We start from the raw sequence: 18,404 nt of genomic DNA, 5'->3' as shown, positions 1-18,404 counted from the left end.
TCCCTTATTAGGCTTGTGAATCGAAATATGATTTTTTTGCTATGTTATTTGTGCCGAGAACCTCGTTGCTAGAGTAGTTCATTTGCTCTGTACGAGGTCTTACGGCATCTAATGTTAGGTTGACAATTTGAAGTGATTGGAAAACGAGCTTTTGATTTAAGTCATTTTGTTTTCGTAGATCATTGATAATTTGCAATAAGCGATCGCGAACTACTGATAATGTTGCTTTATCAGTTTGTTGTTCAGCAGCCTCGATGACGTCCGCAACAGTTGTTTTGTCAGTTGAAGCAAGTCCCTTTGCTTCAAGGTAGTCCGTTACCTGTTTCTGACGCTGTTGTTCGAGCTTATCGATGGCCGCTACGTGTGCCTGCTCATCCTTGAGCAATTGGTCTAGCGCTTCGATATCGCCAGCTTTAATAATTTCTGTTTTTTTACAGGCTAGTTCAAGTAAGCTTTTATGCATTCTCTCTAGCATCGTTAATGTAGAATTAATCGCTTCTACAGACATATTGCTATACACCCTTTCTGCTATACCCTAGAAACGATAATATTTCAGCATATCCTCAGCTACTTTACGAGCATTTACTTTGTATTCTCCAGAATCAATGTCTTTTTTCAGCTGTTGAACACGGTCAGCTCGTTCCGTATTGTAGGTTGAAACGCTTTTCATGTCTTGAGCAGCTTTTGAAATTTCGATTTTATCTGCAAAAGATGCTTTGTTTGTATCGGATTTAACATTGCGCACTTGGTTTTTATAGGCGTTCACTGCATTAATTCCATAAGATGTAATTTTCATCTTGAAACCCCCCGTCTAAAATCTTATCTTACTATTATTTCGGATTGTCTCACATAATGTTAAGTTTTCACATATAAAAAAGTGTGCTAATTTTGTTTAAAATTAACACACCTTCAATTATTAACGTTTTCGATCTGCGTGATATGTGACACGGTCGCGTTGCTCAACACTATCTCGGAATTCCTTAGCCGCTTCAAAAGTACGTAAATCAGCCTTTAATTCATCCTGACATTTAGTGCAAAGCTTGCCCGTTGTCGTTAAATGACCACAGTTATCACATGGGTAGCCTAAGTTAGGGAACATCGCTGGCTGCAAGCGACCTTTACGAACCCATCTATATAGTAGCTCTTCCTCAGCACCCGTTGCCTCTACAATACGCTCCACTGTTGCAGCACGGTTTTCACGTTTACGAAGGAAGCGATATACGATCTGATACAGTTCTTCTTCTGATTGTGCACATTTATGACAAACTTCCCGTACCCCTGTATAATTAAAAAACTCATTACATTTTGGACAATTTCGAACCTCTGCCATCTACTTTTCCTCCTCTAACAAAATATCTTATCTACGCATACTAAACTCATCATCTATTATACATAATACATTGGAAAATTCATCCTTCAATTAATGTGAAGTATTGGACATTTTTCGCACCTGCTTGCATTAAAACTTCTGCAGCATGCTGTAAGGTGGTTCCCGTAGCTTTTATATCGTCAAAAAGAAGGTAATCTTTATGCTCTACATTTGCACGCGCTTTTAAGCGAAATAGCGGAGTTGCACGTAAGCGTTGTTCTCTATTTTTGGAGCCTTGTGTCTCTGTTGTTGTCTTTTCGAGCAGCTGAATAAAGGGTATATTTGCTGCCTTTAATAATTCATCGGTATGCGAGAAAGTGCGCTCCTGTTGTTTGATGGGGTGCATGGGAATCGGTAGAATAATCGCCTTTTCTTTATTAAAACGAGCATACAGCTCCTGCCGAAATACTTTTGCCAGAGCTATATCTTGTAGGAATTTGAATTGGTGTAAATAGACTTTCATGGCCTCATTATATTGATAGATTGCTGTAACTGACTGTGATTGTTCAAAGCGAGCAGAGCATGATGTACATATAGTTGGAGTAAATTGCTTTGTTAATAGCGTTTTCCAAGAAATTGAGGTTTTTAATAGCTGTGAGCATAACAAGCAATGCGATTCCGTTTTATTCATACGGTAAATCCTTTTTTATTATAAAAAAGGATTTTCGCACATGCCTCATCCATCTCTGTCGTGATGCCATGGTGAAAGTATAGGACGTCCCCATTTGGATATTGACTATTTCGTCCAACTCGTCCAGCAATTTGTATCAGTGCATTTGCGGTAAATATGGCGGATTCTGCTCCAATAACTGCCACCTGTACATTACTAATGGTGATACCTCTCTCTAATATGGTGGTCGTTAAAAGTCCGGGTACTTCATTATTTCGGAGCCTCTTTACTTTCTCTTTCCGATCCGGATCTTCTGCGTGCACAGCAAGTATATTTTCATTTACCAGCTGAAAAAGAGGCGCTGCTTTATGCATGAGGGCGATGGTAGGGAAAAATAGTAAAAATGGTTCCTTTCGTTCAAGGCGTTCTACTGTCCATTTTATTAATTTCTTAGGGATTCTTCCTTGATGAAAGCTTTTATTATAACCCCATAAAGCACGAATCTGAGGAACTGGTAATGGATGATTGTGAAAGCGTTTGGAGATGAAGGAATAGCTTTCATGTTGGAAAGCATTGAGTAATTTCTGTGATGGCGTTGCGGTAACAAATACGATAGGTGCCTCTCCCTTTTTGGCCTTTGTTACTGCTCTTTGTAGAGCTTGATCAAAAGTATAAGGAAAAGCATCTGCCTCATCTACGATCATGACATCAAATGCGTTCTCAAATCGGTAGAGCTGATGAGTTGTGGCAATAATAAGCTGGGCATAAGCATTTTGCTTCGTTACACCACCGTATAATGCATGAATAACTGTCTTAGGGAAAACTTGTTGAAAGCGTGGATATAGCTCTAATACTACATCCGTGCGCGGTGTAGCAATACAAACACGTAACCCTTTCTTTAATGCTTCGTGAACAGCAGGAAAGAGCAACTCAGTTTTGCCTGCTCCACATACAGCATGAATAAGATGGGATCGTTTTGCCTGTACACTTGCTCGCATTTCATATGCTGCCTGCTGTTGGAGCTTAGTCAACTGCCCTGCCCATTTCAGTGTATGCTTTCTCATTTTGATAACTTTAGGGCCTGTCCAAATCATTAACTCCGTACAGCTACTCACCCTACCCATTCTAATACAATGCCGACAATATAAACATTGCTGCTGACATTTTGAACATTCGAATAATGTGAATAAATGTGGGTCTATATTGTGGCAACGATTGCATTTGATAACAGGCGTCATTTCAATTCCATCTATTATATAGAAGTAATTTTGCTTAATTGCTCGATTAGTATCTGTAGTTGAAAATGGAGAATGATGTTTTAACCAAATACGTCCTTCATGGAAATCTCGTAAAGCTGGTGGTAACAGCCAACCTTTGTATCTCAAGATGATGTCTCCCTTCATCGAAAAAAGCCTCTACTTTTGCGTAGAGACTTTCATCAATTACATTTATTTTTTTGTCCAACCTAATCCCATTGATCCTTCTCCTAAATGGGTACCAATGACAGGACCAAAATAGCTTAATTTAAAGTTGACGTTTGGGTAAGTTGCAGCTAATTGTTCTAGCCATTCTTGTGCTTCTACAGGGCAATTGCCGTGTATGACCACAGCATCCATGGCATCATATTTTTTAGCATCCTCAGCTAATAATTCCTCTACACGCTTTAAAGCTTTTTTACGTGTTCGGATCTTTTCGAAAGGTACAATCACCTTATCCACAAAATGAAGAACAGGCTTCACCTGTAAAAGGCCCCCTATCAAAGCTGCCGCAGAAGACAAACGCCCACCACGTTGCAAATGTGCTAAGTCGTCTACAATGAAGTAAGCACGAATAGACTGCTGCATGTCCGCCAATGCTGCAAGTATTTCTTTTGCTGAATAGCCCTCTTTCGCCATTTCAGCTGCTCTTAAAACGTAAAAGCCTTGAACAGCACAGGATATTTCACTGTCAAAGGCATAAACATCAATACCTTCCACCATTTCACCTGCCTGCACGGCACCTTGGTATGTTCCACTAATTCCACTCGATAGATGGATGGAAATAACCTCATCGTAATCCTTTGCTAGCTCATCGAAAAGAGCGACAAATTCTCCGATTGGAGGCTGTGTTGTTTTGGGGAATTCTTTGGCACCACGCACCTTATCATAAAATTCAGATGCTGTGATATCTACTTCTTCTGCAAATAATTGACCTGAAATATTAACACTTAAAGGTATCATATGAATATTTAAGTGTGCACGTTCCTCAGCTGTATTATATGCAGTACTATCTGTTACGATTGCCGTCCTCATCTATGTCCACTCTCCTATGATTCATAGTTTACAATCTATTTCATCTTGGTGCAATTGTTGTTGGGCTTCCCACAGATTTTTGAATGAAAACAAAAAAGAAATGAATGTGTTGAAGGACGAACGTATATTTCACGTTTTAGTCATTCGAGCATCGAGCTAGTGGCTAGCTTTCATTTCACATTCATTTCCTATGTATAGTAGGCGTATCTTCACTCAATTCTACGTTGAATGAAGATCGCTCCTCTTAATTGCCTGTACTTGACTGTGAGTCATCACCAATATAAAAGACGCTAGTTACTTTCCAAGCATCATCTTCTTTGACAAAGACCGTTACCTGTCGTCCTGCACTTTCATGCTCGACATTTGTTTCAAGCTGAAGTGAATGCATTTTCATGTTGGCAAATACCTGTGCTTCTTCAGGCCCGTATTTGGCAATTGTTACATTTTCGACATCACGCTTTATATCAAATTGATCGAACACTTCTGTTGCATATGTTTTTTCTTCATCGTATTTAAAACCCTTTGGATTTTTGGAAATCGTTTTCATATAGCGGTCGATTTCTTCCGCATTTAGGGCTGCAATATACTCATCGAAAGAAGCTAAAATAGCTTTTTCATCTGCTGCTGGTACGTTTTCTGCCTTTTCAACATTACCGCCCATCATCTCAAAGCCAACGGTACCATCCTCTATTACCTTTTCTCGATCGTCGTCACTAATCTTCTCTTCTTTATTACCACATGCAGTTAAAGTGAATACAAATAAAATTAAAACTGCTAGAAAACTTTTCTTTAACATCACAAAACCTCCCGCGCATATTGTAGCATATAAATGCTGTCGTAGGAATTTTGTTGTGCTTTTTCAACATTTAGGTGCTACATCTTCCTTATGACGCATTTGACAGTAAAATGTTGCATGATCTGACAGTTTCCATATTTAATGTCTACTAACAGGACAGAAAAGCATTGTTACAAATTTGTGAAAGGCGGTCCATTATCTTCAGATGACAATACAAAAATTTACCAAAAAACAATAAAAAACTGTTTTAAAAACTACTCCCATAAAAAGTAGCTTTTAAAAACAGTTTTAACAATTATCGTACTTCAACCCAACCATTTTTAATGGCTGTTACAACGGCTTGTGTACGGTCATTCACATTCATTTTTTGTAAGATGCTTGATACATGGTTTTTAACTGTTTTTTCAGAGATAAACAGTGTCTCACCAATTGTACGGTTAGATTGACCATCTGTTAATAGTTGTAATACTTCACATTCACGTTTTGTTAGTAAATGGAATGGACGGCGAATTTCCGTTTGGTGGAAGTTCCCTTTATTTTCGTGTTCTGAAAGTCTTTTGAACTCTGCCACTAAATTTTTCGTTACTTTTGGATGTAAGTAAGATCCACCGTTTGCAACGACTTTAATTGCCTCCACGATTTCATCTGCATCCATTTCTTTTAACATATAGCCAAGAGCGCCTGATTTTAATGCATGTGTCACATATGTTTCATCATCATGGATGGACAGCATAATTACCTTCGCATCTGGAAATTCATTAATTAACTCCGATGTTGCTTCTACTCCGTTTTTACCTGGCATGTTAATATCCATCAGTACTACATCTGGTTCGTTTTCAGCGTATAACGTCACCACATCCGTACCATCGTCACCTTCTGCTACTACGTCAAACGTATCTTCAAAATCTAAAATACGTTTTACTCCTTCACGGAATAGCTGGTGATCGTCTACAATAATAATCTTTGTCATTTGTCTTTACCCCCTAAATTTCTGCAACAGTTACTTTACTTCTAACGGAATTTTAAATATCACCGTTGTACCTCGGTTGATTTCACTAGTAATAGTAATTGTACCATTTAAAATTTCAATACGTTCTTTCATTCCTAAAATACCAAAGGAGTGGTCTTTCACTACTTGTTGGTCAAAGCCTATACCATCATCTTTAACAACGATATTAACAGCATCTTTTAACCACTCAAGCTTTACCCAAATGTCTTTACATTTTCCATGCTTCATGGCATTTGTTACGCACTCTTGCACAAGTCGGAAAATGGATACTTCATAATTGGAAGGTATACGTTTTTCAGTACTTCTCGATTGGAAATGAATGTCGACACCTGGATTATATTCAGTGACTGTTGATAAATACTTCTTTAATGTCGGAATAATTCCCAAATCATCAAGTGCCATTGGTCGTAGATCATAAATAATACGTCGCACCTCAGATAATGCGTTTCGCACCGTTTTCTTTAAATCAGCAATTTCTGCCAATGCATTTTCTATGCCTTTTTCACGATACGTTCTATCTATTAAATCAGTGCGCATTAGTACATTTGCAAGCATTTGAGCAGGTCCATCATGAATTTCCCTAGACAAACGCTTACGCTCCTCTTCTTGAGCTGCAATAATACGTATCCCAAAATCTTGCTTCATTTTTGCTTGTTCAAGCGCTAAACCAACATTTTTTAAATCTGAAGTTAAGTAATTCAAAACGACATTTACCTGATTGACAATATGATCAGCACGTTCAATCGTATCGAGTAATCCTCTTAATCTTCTCTCTAGATCATCTCTTTTATCCCGTAGCTGTTTTTCTTGCGTTCTAATAACGGAGAGCTTTACTTGAAAATCATGTGCAGTTTCATATGCTTCTCTAACTTGTTCTTCGGTATAATTATCAAAAGCTTTACTTACTAAGACAAGTCTTTGTTTAGCAAGCTGCGTACTTTTTTCCAATGCGTCGCCTTCATCAATTACAATTGATATTTGTTTTCGAACAATTTCTAGCTCTTTTTGCATATCTTCAAAGCTTATACGGCTTTGTTCGCTTATAATAAAGATATCATCTTTCGAGCTCATGATTGTATCTAACATTCGATTAAAAATGTCATCAAGCGACTTTAAATCGAAGGTATCATTTGAAAACATACTATACTCCCCAGTCTAATGTCTTATGATTACTTACTATTTTAATAGACCAAATTCTTATATTCCATAGTCTACACCTATTATAGCATTACCATGCTAAAATTTAATGCTTTTTCTTTACGAAAATTATAGAATAGAACTCTAGTTAAAAGGAGATTGATACGGATGAGAGAAAACTATTTAACAGTAAAAGGATATGGTGAAAGCGAAATTGTTATTTCTAAATCACGCTTTCTCACTTATATAGAACGTGCAGAAACGGAAGAGGATGCAATTTCTTTTATAGAACGTATAAAAAAAATGCATCACAACGCAACTCATAATTGTTCAGCCTATATAATCGGCGAACATGATCACATCCAAAAAGCGAATGATGACGGGGAACCTAGTGGTACGGCTGGCGTCCCTATGTTAGAGGTCTTAAAAAAGCAAGGCCTAAAAGATACGGTCGTCGTCGTGACACGCTATTTTGGAGGTATTAAACTCGGCGGTGGCGGTCTTATACGTGCATACGGAAAAGCAACAACAGAAGGTCTTATTGCTGCGCAAGTAGTGGAACGCAAGCTTCATCATTTCATGAAAGTTGCCATTGACTACACATGGCTCGGGAAAGTCGAAAATGAAGTAAGAGGTTCGTCTTATACGTTAGAGGAAATACGTTATTTGGAGGGTGTCGAAATCATCGTCTCTGTGCCTAAAGAGGAAGAAGAACAGTTTCGAGGTTGGATGACAGAAATCACAAATGGACAAGCATCCATTACATTCGAAGATGCTCAATTTATAGAATTTATTGTCAAATAAATAGTTTTAATTGTCGAAACTAAATATGCATAGTATAATTTTTTTGTTAGGCTATTTTTATGGACCACACGTTTACTTCTTTAGTAATTGAATAAAATTTAGCTTTATCGCATTATTATTCCCAATAATAAGAGGAGAATATATCCAATATGAAAAAAAGATCTGTTAATAAGTTCAAAAAGAGATCTTCTAAAGCTTCCTTAATTATAAAAGTTACACTACTCCTAGTGGCTAGCTTAGTAATTTGTGTTACTGCTTATGGTGTTTACCTTACAAAACAGGTAGAGCATGCGGCAAACTCAGCCCATGAAGTATTAGAAGGTCGGGAAGTATCTAAGCTCCGTGAGGAAAAAGTAGAACCCGTACATGATAATGTTTCTATTTTATTTGTCGGAGTTGATGATAGTGATAATCGTGGACAAGGTTCTGATCATTCACGTTCTGATGCGCTTATTTTAGCAACATTAAATAATAAAACACATACCGTTAAAATGTTAAGTATCCCTCGTGATTCTTACGTTTATATTCCTAAGGTCGGCTATAAAGATAAAATCACTCATGCTCACGCAATGGGTGGGACCCTTACTACGATTGAGACAGTAGAACAATTATTCGATATCCCAATCGACTACTATGTACGAATGAACTTCAATGCCTTCATTGATGTTGTCGATGCATTAGGCGGTGTAGAGGCTGAAGTACCGTATGCCTTACACGAACTAGACGAATTTGATAAGTTTACAATCAATTTACAGCCAGGACTACAGCATTTAAATGGTAGTGAGGCACTCGCTCTTGCAAGAACACGTAAACAGGATAGCGATATCGAACGTGGTAAACGTCAACAGGAAATTCTTTCAGCTATTATTAAAAAAGTAGCTTCTGTTGGTTCCATCACAAAGTATGATGATGTAATCAAGGCACTTGGTGATAATATGAAAACAGATATGACATTTACTGAAATGAAATCGTTCTTATCATACTTATCAAAAGGCGCTCCGCGTATCGACACTTTAACTTTAGAAGGTACAGATGATATGTCTACTGGTATTTATTATTACCAGCTAAATCAGGATTCTGTGGAAGAAACAAAGGAAATATTCAAAAACCATCTTGGCCGAAATGAAGAATCTTCAAGCCTAACTTCAAGTGGTAGCAACAATACAGGAACTGATAGTGCTGCTAGCGATGAAAATTCAGTGGTTGAATAATCAGTTCGTATAACAATAAGACCCTTCAGACCATAGACGATATTTTTGTCTATGGTCTTTTTATTCTAGCCAACGCCATTTTAGTTTATCTCTCCTTCTCTTTTCCATTCGCCATAACGACCATACGAGCAGATTTTTTGTTGTTCCTTCTTTTCCCTTTAATCTGCTACTTTAAACAGCTCTCCGTTAGTGGCAATAACCAACTAACCTCATAATAAAATGTTAGACGCGAAGGAGGAAAAAGCATAACGCCCTATGCATTGTGAAACAACGATTGACCCAATCAAAAGCCTTCAAGAAGTTCTCGCGTCTCTTTCGTATACTTCCCTTATGGATAGATGTCCTCTCTTAAAATTCCAACTCAAAGTAGAGATCATGCAGGAAGCATTTCGACCTAATCTGGAGTTATGGAAATCAAAAAAGACTAAAGACAAACTCAATTTTTTTGAGTGTGTCTTTAGTCTTTAGTATGTCACAAAGCTTTATTTACTAAAGCTTCGTACAAAATTCAATAATGGTTTGTAGTTTTTACCAGCTAGCCCGATAACTTCTACAAATATCTCGATTGCTGTTAGAATGACAGCGACAAGTAAAATCGCTCCCCATACTTTTGCCATTGAGAAAATAATTGCTGCTAATCCAAACATTACTGCAATTCCGTAAATAATGAGTACAGTTTGGCGATGTGTAAAACCCATATCCAGTAAACGATGGTGTAAGTGGGATTTATCTGGATCAGACCATTTCTTCTTCATACGTACACGTCGAACAATCGCAAAGAACGTATCAGAAATCGGAACACCAAGAATAATAATTGGGATGATTAAAGCTACGAATGTAATATTTTTAAAACCAAGTAACGCTAACACAGAGATCATAAATCCTAGGAACAATGCCCCTGTATCACCCATAAAGATTTTAGCTGGGTGGAAATTATAAAATAAGAAGCCAAGTGAAGCTACAGCTAAAATGGCTGCTAACGCTAAAACAAACACATTGCTCAAAATAAACGCCATGACAGCTATTGTAATCAGCGCAATCGTAGAAACACCTGCCGCTAAACCATCTAAGCCATCAATTAAATTAATGGCATTTGTAATACCAATGATCCAAATAATCGTTAATGGAATACTCAGTAACCCAAAGTCTAATGTACCTAAGAATGGTAGATTAACCATTTCAATTTCAATACCGCCTACAAAAACAACAATGAGTGCTGCAACTAGCTGACCAAGCATTTTTGCTTTCGCAGAAATCTCACGCATATCATCAATAACACCTGTGATTACGATGATACAAGCACCAATAATGATAGCTAATAAAGCCTCATTACTACCATGTTTTGTATGAACTAAAAATGAGTATAAAATCGTCACGCCAATTATAAATGCAAGGAAAATAGCCAAACCACCAAGTCTTGGCATAATTCGAGCATGTACTTTTCGATAGTTTGGTGCGTCCACTGCACCTATTCTAAATGCTAAACGTTTCACTAATGGAGTTAACAAAATGGATGCAACGAATGCTGCTATTAAAGACACGTAAATCATGTCTCTCCTCCTCAAAAAATAATCTACATTGAAATCCAAATTGATTATAGCACGAACAAGCATTGAAATATACTTTTTCTAAACATTTTCCACGATTTCACAAATATTTTGTACATTTTAGCATTAATAGATTCCTATATAGTCAATTGTAGTCACCATACGTAAAATTTGATAGAATAATGGAGTGTCTAGCATTTAGACAACATTAAAGGAGCGTATATTTCATGTTCTCAATTTTCAAAAGTAACAAAGAGCAAACGAGTGCTCGTCAATTAAAACGCTACTACAAAATAGTAGATCAAATTAATAATCTTGAACAAAAGTATGTTGACAAGTCAGATGCCGAATTACGTGAAATGACTTTTATTTTCAAAAATCAATTAGAACAAGGTGAGCCTATTACATCAATCATCCCAGACGCATTTGCTGTTGTACGCGAAGCCTCAAAGCGTGTATTAGGAATGCGTCATTTTGATGTGCAGCTTATCGGTGGTCTAGTGTTAACAGAAGGTAATATTGCTGAAATGCCTACAGGTGAAGGTAAAACACTAGTGGCATCTCTTCCCTCTTATGTACGTGCATTAGAAGGTAAAGGCGTTCATGTCATCACCGTGAATGATTACCTGGCAAAACGTGACTATGAGCTAGTTGGTCAAATTCATCGTTTTCTTGGCCTAACTGTTGGTTTAAATATTCCAATGATGGAGGCTGATGAGAAAAAAGAAGCCTACAATGCAGATATTACATACGGTGTGGGTACTGAATTTGGTTTCGACTATTTACGTGACAATATGTCCTATAGCTTAGCAGATAAAGTACAGCGTCCTTATCACTTCGCAATTATTGATGAAGTGGATAGTGTATTAATCGACGAAGCTAAAACACCTTTAATTATCGCAGGTAAAATGCCTTCAAATGATGAATTACATCGCATTGCGGCTATGTTAGCTAAACGTTTCAAAAAGGATGAAGACTATGATTTCGATGATGAAACAAAGGCTACATCTCTAACAGATAAAGGTATTGAAAAAATTGAGGCTGCTTTCAATGTTGAAAATCTGTATGATTTAGAACATCAAACACTTTTCCATTATGTCATCCAAGCAGTACGAGCTCATGTCATGTTTAAACGTGATGTGGATTACATTGTGAAAGATGACAAAATCGAGCTTGTGGACATGTTTACAGGCCGTATTTTAGAAGGACGTTCGCTTTCTGACGGTTTACATCAAGCAATTGAAGCCAAAGAAGGCGTCACTATTACAGATGAAAATAAATCACAAGCACAAATTACAATTCAGAACTATTTCCGTATGTATCCGAAGCTTTCTGGGATGACGGGTACAGCGAAAACACAGGAAAAAGAAATTCGTGAAGTATATGGCATGGAAGTTGTACAAATTCCAACGAATCGTCCACGTCAACGTGTCGATCAGCCTGATATTATTTTTAGCACTCAAGAGGCAAAATATAAGTATGTGGCAGCCGAAACTAAAAAGCGCCACGAAAAAGGACAGCCTATCTTAATTGGTACAACATCGATCTTACAGTCTGAGACAGTGGCCGATTATCTAAAAAAGGAAAAATTAACATTCCAATTACTAAATGCAAAAACCGTTGAACAAGAGGTTGAGCTTATTTCGCAGGCAGGTCAAAAAGGGCGTATTACGGTAGCGACAAATATGGCTGGTCGTGGTACGGATATCGTGTTAGGCGATGATGTTCACGAACTTGGTGGTTTATATGTTATTGGTACCGAAAAGCATGAAAGTCGCCGTGTAGACAATCAGCTTCGTGGTCGTTCTGGTCGACAGGGTGACATAGGCGAAAGCCGCTTCATTCTCTCTATTGAAGATGATATGTTCCGACGCTATGCAAAAGAAGAAGTTGAAAAATTCTCTGCCAAGATGGTCGTTGACGAACAGGGCATTATTCAAAATAAAGAGGTTCAGGAGCTAATAGACCGTACACAGCGTATTGTCGAAGGTTCTCAGTATGGCATGCGTGAGTATAACTTAAAGTTAGACGATGTTATTAATGATCAACGTACTGTACTATACGGACTACGAGACAAAATTTTAGCTGGTGAAGACTTAATGGGCGAGCTGAAAAAAATGCTACATGAAACGGTTGACTTCGCTGTACTAGATGCTGCACCGGAGGATGTATCCTCAATAGATTGGGATTATGATCGTATGGAGCATGCACTTAACTCCCTTTTCATCACACCGGTTACAATCGATCGCGAGGTTGGTAAAGTAAAACAAATTTTAGCTGATATTCAGCCTTCTGAACAAGAGCTCCTCAATCATATGGAGAAATTTGCGGAAAATGAAAGAGTAATTGAAGTTCTTCCACAAATTATGCTTAGCTATATCGATAGTGGTTGGGTAAGACATTTAGAGGCAATGACGCATTTAAAAGAAGGAATCGGCTTACGCCATTATCAACAAGAAGACCCAATGCGAATTTACCAACGAGAAGGACTTGAATTGTTCGGTAAAAATTTCCAAGAGCTACGTCGTTCAATTATAATAGAGATTACAGGCTTCATGAAAACAGTCGAGGCACAACAGGAGGAACAATAATGGGTTTATTTTCATTTTTTAAAAAATCGGACAAAGTCGGTCAAGAAAATACGATTGACTCTAAAGACCTGCTAGGAAATGCTACAGCAAATAAAGGTGATCACCGTGATGTTGTAACAAAACTGTCCTTTCATCCAGAATGGGATGTGCCGCAGGAGCAAAAGTACATCTTTAACTTCCTTGCGAATGAGCTAGAACCATTGAAACCGAATCAATTATCACTATCTTCTATTAGTATTGAAGAGGCTCGCGCTGGAAAATGGCTAGTTCGTGCATTTTTCCGTTCTTCTTTACCACAAGCAATTGAGCTAGGTGAAATTGAACTTTTCATTCTAGATAAAAATGAAGAGCTTATCGCTTCTAAAAAATTCGATTTTAAAGCTTTAGGCACAATTCCAGCAGAAAGTGCTCGTCCATGGGTATTTGAATTTGAAAAATCTACTATTAAAGTAGACGAAGTTCCTGAAGATGGCTGGAAAATTGCCTTTAACCTTGTCTCCCTTCGTGGTCACCAATTAGAGCTAGATCCATCATGGGAAAAGCAATTACCAGCAGCTCAAAAAGAAGAGCTTGAGAAAATCGTCAAAACATTACCAGAGCTAGGTGAAACTGAGGTAAACTTTACAGGCCTACAGGCAAAACTAGCAGACAACGGTAATCTAAACGTATCCATCTTTATCCGAAATGGTCACAACAAAGCGATCAATTTAGAGCAATTACCTTTAGAAATTATTGATTCGACAGGTAAGCAAATTGCAAAAGGTTCTTTTAAAATGGACCCAATTCTAACTGTTCAACCGAACTCAACAAAGCCATGGACATTTATCTTCCCAGCAGAGCTTGTTGATGCAGAAGACGCTGATCTTTCTCGTTGGACAGCACGTGTAACGCAATAATACATAAAGCCCCTTCTCAATAAAGAGAAGGGGCTTTATAAGTTCCCACTACACTAGTGATCTCTGCCCTAGCAAAAATCCCTAGTATTTTATTTCACACTATCAAAACGTTTATAGGCTACTAGTTTAGATGACCAGTATGGATACGTAACATCTGAAATTTCTACACCATCTGTACCTGCATGGACAAATTTATTCTCACCAAGATAAATACCCATATGAGAAATCCCTTCTTTATATGTGTTCTCGAAGAAGACTAAATCACCTGGTACTGGATTTTGTACAGCTGTTGTATTGCCATTAAAATACCCTTCACTACTCGCTCTTCCTATTTTTAAGCCACCTTGATTAAAGGTATAGAAAATAAAGCCACTGCAGTCAAGGCCTACAGGTGTATTTCCACCATATAGATACGGTGTCCCAACCAATGTATTGGCCACTTCTATTGTCTTCTTATAAATAGCTTGTCCATTAGTGGTAGGATCATTTGATGTTACTTTTGGTGGTGTACCCGCATCTGAAGTCACATTATTATGTATTGAATCGCTCTCGGGAATAACTGCGCCTGGAGACATTTTTAACACTTGTCCAATGTAAATTGTGTCTTTCTCCAGCTTATTCCAACTCATAATATCCTTAATGGTCACATTATATTGCTTAGCAATTTTGGATAATGTATCACCCTTCGCTACTGTGTGAGAAGTAGTTGTTGGCTGCTTTACGGTTGTTGATGGAACTGAAGGATTTTTACTATCATTCGTCGCTAGCTTTTGAATTTCAAGCTTTTGAGCCACATAAATCGTATCTTTCGATAGATTATTCCATTTCATAATATCTGTAATCGTTACTTGATGATTTTGGGCGATTTTAGATAAAGTATCGCCTTTTTGTACAGTATATGTTGCAGCCTCTGCAGTTTGTAGTGTTAAAAATGAAGTGGCTAAAGTGCTTAAAACAAGAATTCTCCATTTTTTTGTTTTTTGCATACCAAAGTGCCTCCGTTCGTGCTAGAATATTTCCTTGTGTGTCTATCATACTAGATAATTATATTATGAAAAATCGGAAATACTGACTATTTTTCAAACTTTTTATCAAACTTATAGAAAACGACGAAATCCGACTATATTACAATAGTATATTCATTGCAAGAATTTAGTTCCTATGATAACATACACTTCTGTATTTAAAATTTTTAGAAAGTTTCATCTTTTCAATCTTAAAGGAGTTTTTAACTTATGAAAAACATCATGCATTTCCTCAAAGGAAATTTAGCAGTAGGATTACTACTATTTGCCTTATTCTTGGGTGCTGGGAATATTATTTTTCCACCGTTATTAGGTCAACAAGCAGGTGAAAATATCTCAGTAGCCATGATTGGCTTCCTAATTACAGGTGTCGGTTTACCATTATTAGCTATCGTTGCTGTCGCTAAAGCAGGAGGCGATTTACAACTGCTCGCCAATCGTGTTAGCCCCGCTTTTGGTATACTCTTTACATCTATTGTATATTTAGCAATTGGCCCGTTTTTTGCTGTACCACGAACTGGATCGGTGTCCTATGAAATTGGAATTGCCCCTTTTCTTTCAGAAGGTATGAAGGATCATTGGGCACCTCTTTTCATTACATCTATTTTGTTTTTTACCTTAATCCTTTATTTATCCATTAACCCTTCGAAGCTTGTCGATCGAGTAGGAAAAATCTTAACCCCTGCCCTACTTCTTGTCATTTTATTGCTGGCTGTCAAAAGCTTTCTTTCTCCAATGGGCGAGCCAGGGGAAGCGGTTGGAAACTATATTAGCTCCCCATTTGCTGAAGGATTTGTACAGGGATACTTAACAATGGATGTTCTGAGCGCTCTTGTATTCGGTATCGTTATTTTACAAGCATTACGTGATATGGGCATGACAGATAAGAAAAAGCAAGTCAATACAACTATATTTGCTGGTGTTGTTGCAGCAATTGGTTTATCTTTTGTTTACATCTCACTCGGTCATATCGGTAATACAAGCATTGCTGCCATTGGTACTTCTGCGAATGGTGGAGATATTATTGCAAAATCAGCAGAAGTACTTTTTGGAAGTCTAGGAAGTATTATTTTGTCTGCGACTATTTTACTAGCTTGTATTTCAACAGCTGTAGGTTTACTAACTGCCAACGCACAATTTTTCCATAAACTATTCCCAAAAGTATCCTACAAAACATTCTTAATCGTCTTTACTATTTTTAGTACAGCCATTACAAATGTAGGGCTTTCAACAATTATTAAAGCATCTCTACCTGTGCTGTTAATCATTTATCCAATAGCCATGGTATTAATGGTGCTATCATTAATGGATCACTTCTTTAAAGGTGGACAAATTGTTTATATTTTAGCGTTAATCCCTACCTTCCTTGTCAGCCTATATGATGGATTAAAGCAAATGAAAATCGACATCACTTCATATGAAAATATTCTTCAAGCCTTGCCATTGTATGAGCAAAACTTAGGATGGCTTGTACCAGCCATTGTTGGTGCATTTATCGGTTTTATTATTTATAAACTATTTAACAATCAAGTCTCGGCTTAATGGACCTGACATTTTTCATGAGAATCTACTTGCTATACAAGGCAAGTAGATTCTTTTTCTATGACATTAAATTCATCCACTATTTCTATCGTTCATGTATAATAAAAACTAGATACTCAATTGTAAAATGTATCCATCCATTAACTAGGAGGACATACATTCCTATTGTGAGTTCTAGAAAAGAGGTGTTCAATGAAAAAATTAATATGGCCGTTCGTATTTATTCTAGGCTTCTTTCTCCTACCACTAACATCTACGCAAGCAGCTAGCCATGAACAATCGTTAGTAAGAGAAGTAAAGGATATTATACAGAATACGTATGTGGGGACGATTAACGGAAACTTAGAAAAGGCTACATCCATCGCAGAAATTATTGATATGCTGGATCCTTACTCCACCTATTTTACAAAACAAGAATTTGAAGATTATATGAATAGCATCAATTTATCATCCATCGGCATCGGTGTTGTGATTGAAGAGCACGAAGATGGTATTCATATTTTACAAGTAATTGAGGGCAGTGGTGCATTTGATGCAGGCTTACAAGCAGGAGATATCATTATTGCAGTAAATGGTGAGTCAATTATTGGTCGTTCTACACAGGAGACCTCTTCTCTCTTAACTGGTCATGAAGGTAGTCAGGTGAAAGTTACACTTAAACATAGTAATGAAACGACGACGACAAAAACCATTACACGAAAAAAATTCACATTACCAAATGTACAATCTAAATTATTGTTTGGGCATGTTGGCTACATTTCACTAGCTTCATTTTCAGAAGATGGTGCACAGCTTGTCAAAAAAGCGTTAGCTGATTTAAAAAAGCGCGGTGCTAAATCGTTTATCTTCGATTTACAAAATAACGGTGGCGGGTATGTTACAACAGCTGAAGAGCTTACAGGTCTATTTCCATCAGCAAAAGTTGCGTATCTATTAGAGGAAGCACATGCCTCTTATACAATACCAGCCGTTAAGCAAAATACGAAGTTTCCAGTAAATACGCGTATTTTAGTCAATCGATACAGCGCTAGTGCTTCTGAAATGCTTTCTGCATCATTAAAAGACCAAAAAGCAGCTATTTTATACGGTGAAACTACTTACGGGAAGGGCGCCATGCAAGGCTTTTACATGCTCCATGACGGAAGCTACTTAAAATTAACTGTAGGCAAATTTACAGGTCCTGCCCAGCAAACCATTCATGAAGTAGGAGTCAAACCCAATATTCAAACAACAACAGCGCCTATTTTCCAGGCACATTTTGATGCCATAAAGGAGCAATACCCTAAATATAAAAAGCTTTCAATTGGGAAGACTAGCATTCAAACAGGAAAAATAACGGTGAAACTACCTACAGCACTTGTTTCACAAATGGATAAGGGGTCTATTCAACTTATTGCTTTAGGGGGCGATGAAGTATTAGCCACTACTAAAGTCGAAGGGCAAACATTAATTGTTACTCCAACGAGTCCTTTATCACTCAATCAGGAATATATGCTACTCATTCATCCGAATAAACAAAGCAAGGGACAAAAAGGTTATTATCAGCACATAAAATTTGAAAATTAAGAAAAATCCT

17 protein-coding genes are annotated in these 18,404 nt (G+C 37.4%); 6 read left to right on the top strand and 11 right to left on the bottom strand.

Features of this window, described 5'->3' with window-relative positions; genetic code table 11:
• Positions 1-7: 7 nt before the first annotated feature.
• From ACE1MS_RS02970 to ACE1MS_RS02930, 9 genes are all read right to left on the bottom strand, one after another.
• On the bottom strand, positions 8-508 hold the full coding sequence (locus tag ACE1MS_RS02970; RefSeq protein WP_031418689.1) for a flagellar protein FlgN: 501 nt from the start codon (positions 506-508) through the stop codon (positions 8-10).
• 27 nt (positions 509-535) lie between these two features.
• The gene (flgM, locus tag ACE1MS_RS02965; RefSeq protein ID WP_012292896.1) at positions 536-796 is read right to left on the bottom strand and encodes a flagellar biosynthesis anti-sigma factor FlgM; all 261 of its coding nucleotides are present in this window, start codon (positions 794-796) and stop codon (positions 536-538) included.
• Between the two features lie 120 nt (positions 797-916).
• Positions 917-1,330 (bottom strand): TIGR03826 family flagellar region protein, encoded by a 414-nt coding sequence (locus tag ACE1MS_RS02960; protein ID WP_012292895.1) that lies wholly within the window; start codon positions 1,328-1,330, stop codon positions 917-919.
• A 79-nt stretch (positions 1,331-1,409) separates the two neighbouring features.
• Positions 1,410-2,000, bottom strand: a complete 591-nt coding sequence (locus ACE1MS_RS02955; RefSeq protein WP_036214694.1) for a ComF family protein — start codon at positions 1,998-2,000, stop codon at positions 1,410-1,412.
• Positions 1,997-3,382: a DEAD/DEAH box helicase gene (locus ACE1MS_RS02950; RefSeq protein ID WP_197224274.1), complete on the bottom strand. Its 1,386-nt coding sequence runs from the start codon at positions 3,380-3,382 to the stop codon at positions 1,997-1,999. Before ACE1MS_RS02950 ends, ACE1MS_RS02955 begins: the two co-directional genes overlap by 4 nt.
• A 45-nt stretch (positions 3,383-3,427) precedes the next feature.
• Positions 3,428-4,270: a DegV family protein gene (locus ACE1MS_RS02945; protein WP_012292892.1), complete on the bottom strand. Its 843-nt coding sequence runs from the start codon at positions 4,268-4,270 to the stop codon at positions 3,428-3,430.
• 244 nt (positions 4,271-4,514) lie between these two features.
• Entirely contained in the window at positions 4,515-5,066 is a 552-nt protein-coding gene (locus tag ACE1MS_RS02940; protein ID WP_325881108.1) for a DUF3225 domain-containing protein, read from the bottom strand.
• A gap of 295 nt (positions 5,067-5,361) precedes the next feature.
• Entirely contained in the window at positions 5,362-6,036 is a 675-nt protein-coding gene (locus ACE1MS_RS02935) for a response regulator transcription factor (RefSeq protein ID WP_008178876.1), read from the bottom strand.
• 30 nt (positions 6,037-6,066) lie between these two features.
• Positions 6,067-7,215: a sensor histidine kinase gene (locus ACE1MS_RS02930; protein WP_447402691.1), complete on the bottom strand. Its 1,149-nt coding sequence runs from the start codon at positions 7,213-7,215 to the stop codon at positions 6,067-6,069.
• 165 nt (positions 7,216-7,380) lie between these two features.
• Here ACE1MS_RS02930 and ACE1MS_RS02925 point away from each other — a divergent pair, with 165 nt between their 5' ends.
• Entirely contained in the window at positions 7,381-8,016 is a 636-nt protein-coding gene (locus ACE1MS_RS02925; RefSeq protein ID WP_012292889.1) for a YigZ family protein, read from the top strand.
• 149 nt (positions 8,017-8,165) lie between these two features.
• Entirely contained in the window at positions 8,166-9,227 is a 1,062-nt protein-coding gene (locus ACE1MS_RS02920) for an LCP family protein (protein ID WP_031418683.1), read from the top strand.
• A 482-nt stretch (positions 9,228-9,709) separates the two neighbouring features.
• Here the strand turns inward: ACE1MS_RS02920 and ACE1MS_RS02915 are convergent, their stop codons facing one another.
• The gene (locus tag ACE1MS_RS02915; protein WP_447402690.1) at positions 9,710-10,777 is read right to left on the bottom strand and encodes a glycosyltransferase family 4 protein; all 1,068 of its coding nucleotides are present in this window, start codon (positions 10,775-10,777) and stop codon (positions 9,710-9,712) included.
• 224 nt (positions 10,778-11,001) lie between these two features.
• Here ACE1MS_RS02915 and secA2 point away from each other — a divergent pair, with 224 nt between their 5' ends.
• Both secA2 and ACE1MS_RS02905 read left to right on the top strand, forming a co-directional pair.
• Positions 11,002-13,365, top strand: a complete 2,364-nt coding sequence (secA2, locus tag ACE1MS_RS02910; protein WP_031418679.1) for an accessory Sec system translocase SecA2 — start codon at positions 11,002-11,004, stop codon at positions 13,363-13,365.
• Complete coding sequence (locus ACE1MS_RS02905; protein ID WP_031418678.1) at positions 13,365-14,261, top strand: accessory Sec system S-layer assembly protein; 897 nt, start codon at positions 13,365-13,367, stop codon at positions 14,259-14,261. Before secA2 ends, ACE1MS_RS02905 begins: the two co-directional genes overlap by 1 nt.
• Positions 14,262-14,350: 89 nt before the next feature.
• Here the strand turns inward: ACE1MS_RS02905 and ACE1MS_RS02900 are convergent, their stop codons facing one another.
• Complete coding sequence (locus tag ACE1MS_RS02900) at positions 14,351-15,247, bottom strand: LysM peptidoglycan-binding domain-containing protein (protein WP_447402689.1); 897 nt, start codon at positions 15,245-15,247, stop codon at positions 14,351-14,353.
• Positions 15,248-15,496: 249 nt separating this feature from the next.
• Between ACE1MS_RS02900 and brnQ the strand changes: the two genes are divergently transcribed.
• Together brnQ and ACE1MS_RS02890 are read left to right on the top strand one after the other, a co-directional pair.
• Positions 15,497-16,828: a branched-chain amino acid transport system II carrier protein gene (brnQ, locus tag ACE1MS_RS02895; protein ID WP_031418676.1), complete on the top strand. Its 1,332-nt coding sequence runs from the start codon at positions 15,497-15,499 to the stop codon at positions 16,826-16,828.
• 192 nt (positions 16,829-17,020) lie between these two features.
• Positions 17,021-18,394 (top strand): S41 family peptidase, encoded by a 1,374-nt coding sequence (locus ACE1MS_RS02890; RefSeq protein ID WP_012292880.1) that lies wholly within the window; start codon positions 17,021-17,023, stop codon positions 18,392-18,394.
• The last annotated feature ends 10 nt before the right edge of the window (positions 18,395-18,404 follow it).

This window comes from Lysinibacillus sp. fkY74-1, assembly GCF_053165895.1.
This window is presented reverse-complemented; position numbering and strand designations above follow the sequence as displayed.

Bases quoted from the DNA above. Each gene is read 5' to 3' on its own strand.
- ACE1MS_RS02970 (WP_031418689.1), bottom strand. From the start codon at position 508: ATGTCTGTAGAAGCGATTAATTCTACATTAACGATGCTAGAGAGAATG.
- flgM (WP_012292896.1), bottom strand. From the start codon at position 796: ATGAAAATTACATCTTATGGAATTAATGCAGTGAACGCCTATAAAAAC.
- ACE1MS_RS02960 (WP_012292895.1), bottom strand. From the start codon at position 1,330: ATGGCAGAGGTTCGAAATTGTCCAAAATGTAATGAGTTTTTTAATTAT.
- ACE1MS_RS02955 (WP_036214694.1), bottom strand. From the start codon at position 2,000: ATGAATAAAACGGAATCGCATTGCTTGTTATGCTCACAGCTATTAAAA.
- ACE1MS_RS02950 (WP_197224274.1), bottom strand. From the start codon at position 3,382: ATGAAGGGAGACATCATCTTGAGATACAAAGGTTGGCTGTTACCACCA.
- ACE1MS_RS02945 (WP_012292892.1), bottom strand. From the start codon at position 4,270: ATGAGGACGGCAATCGTAACAGATAGTACTGCATATAATACAGCTGAG.
- ACE1MS_RS02940 (WP_325881108.1), bottom strand. From the start codon at position 5,066: ATGTTAAAGAAAAGTTTTCTAGCAGTTTTAATTTTATTTGTATTCACT.
- ACE1MS_RS02935 (WP_008178876.1), bottom strand. From the start codon at position 6,036: ATGACAAAGATTATTATTGTAGACGATCACCAGCTATTCCGTGAAGGA.
- ACE1MS_RS02930 (WP_447402691.1), bottom strand. From the start codon at position 7,215: ATGTTTTCAAATGATACCTTCGATTTAAAGTCGCTTGATGACATTTTT.
- ACE1MS_RS02925 (WP_012292889.1), top strand. From the start codon at position 7,381: ATGAGAGAAAACTATTTAACAGTAAAAGGATATGGTGAAAGCGAAATT.
- ACE1MS_RS02920 (WP_031418683.1), top strand. From the start codon at position 8,166: ATGAAAAAAAGATCTGTTAATAAGTTCAAAAAGAGATCTTCTAAAGCT.
- ACE1MS_RS02915 (WP_447402690.1), bottom strand. From the start codon at position 10,777: ATGATTTACGTGTCTTTAATAGCAGCATTCGTTGCATCCATTTTGTTA.
- secA2 (WP_031418679.1), top strand. From the start codon at position 11,002: ATGTTCTCAATTTTCAAAAGTAACAAAGAGCAAACGAGTGCTCGTCAA.
- ACE1MS_RS02905 (WP_031418678.1), top strand. From the start codon at position 13,365: ATGGGTTTATTTTCATTTTTTAAAAAATCGGACAAAGTCGGTCAAGAA.
- ACE1MS_RS02900 (WP_447402689.1), bottom strand. From the start codon at position 15,247: ATGCAAAAAACAAAAAAATGGAGAATTCTTGTTTTAAGCACTTTAGCC.
- brnQ (WP_031418676.1), top strand. From the start codon at position 15,497: ATGAAAAACATCATGCATTTCCTCAAAGGAAATTTAGCAGTAGGATTA.
- ACE1MS_RS02890 (WP_012292880.1), top strand. From the start codon at position 17,021: ATGAAAAAATTAATATGGCCGTTCGTATTTATTCTAGGCTTCTTTCTC.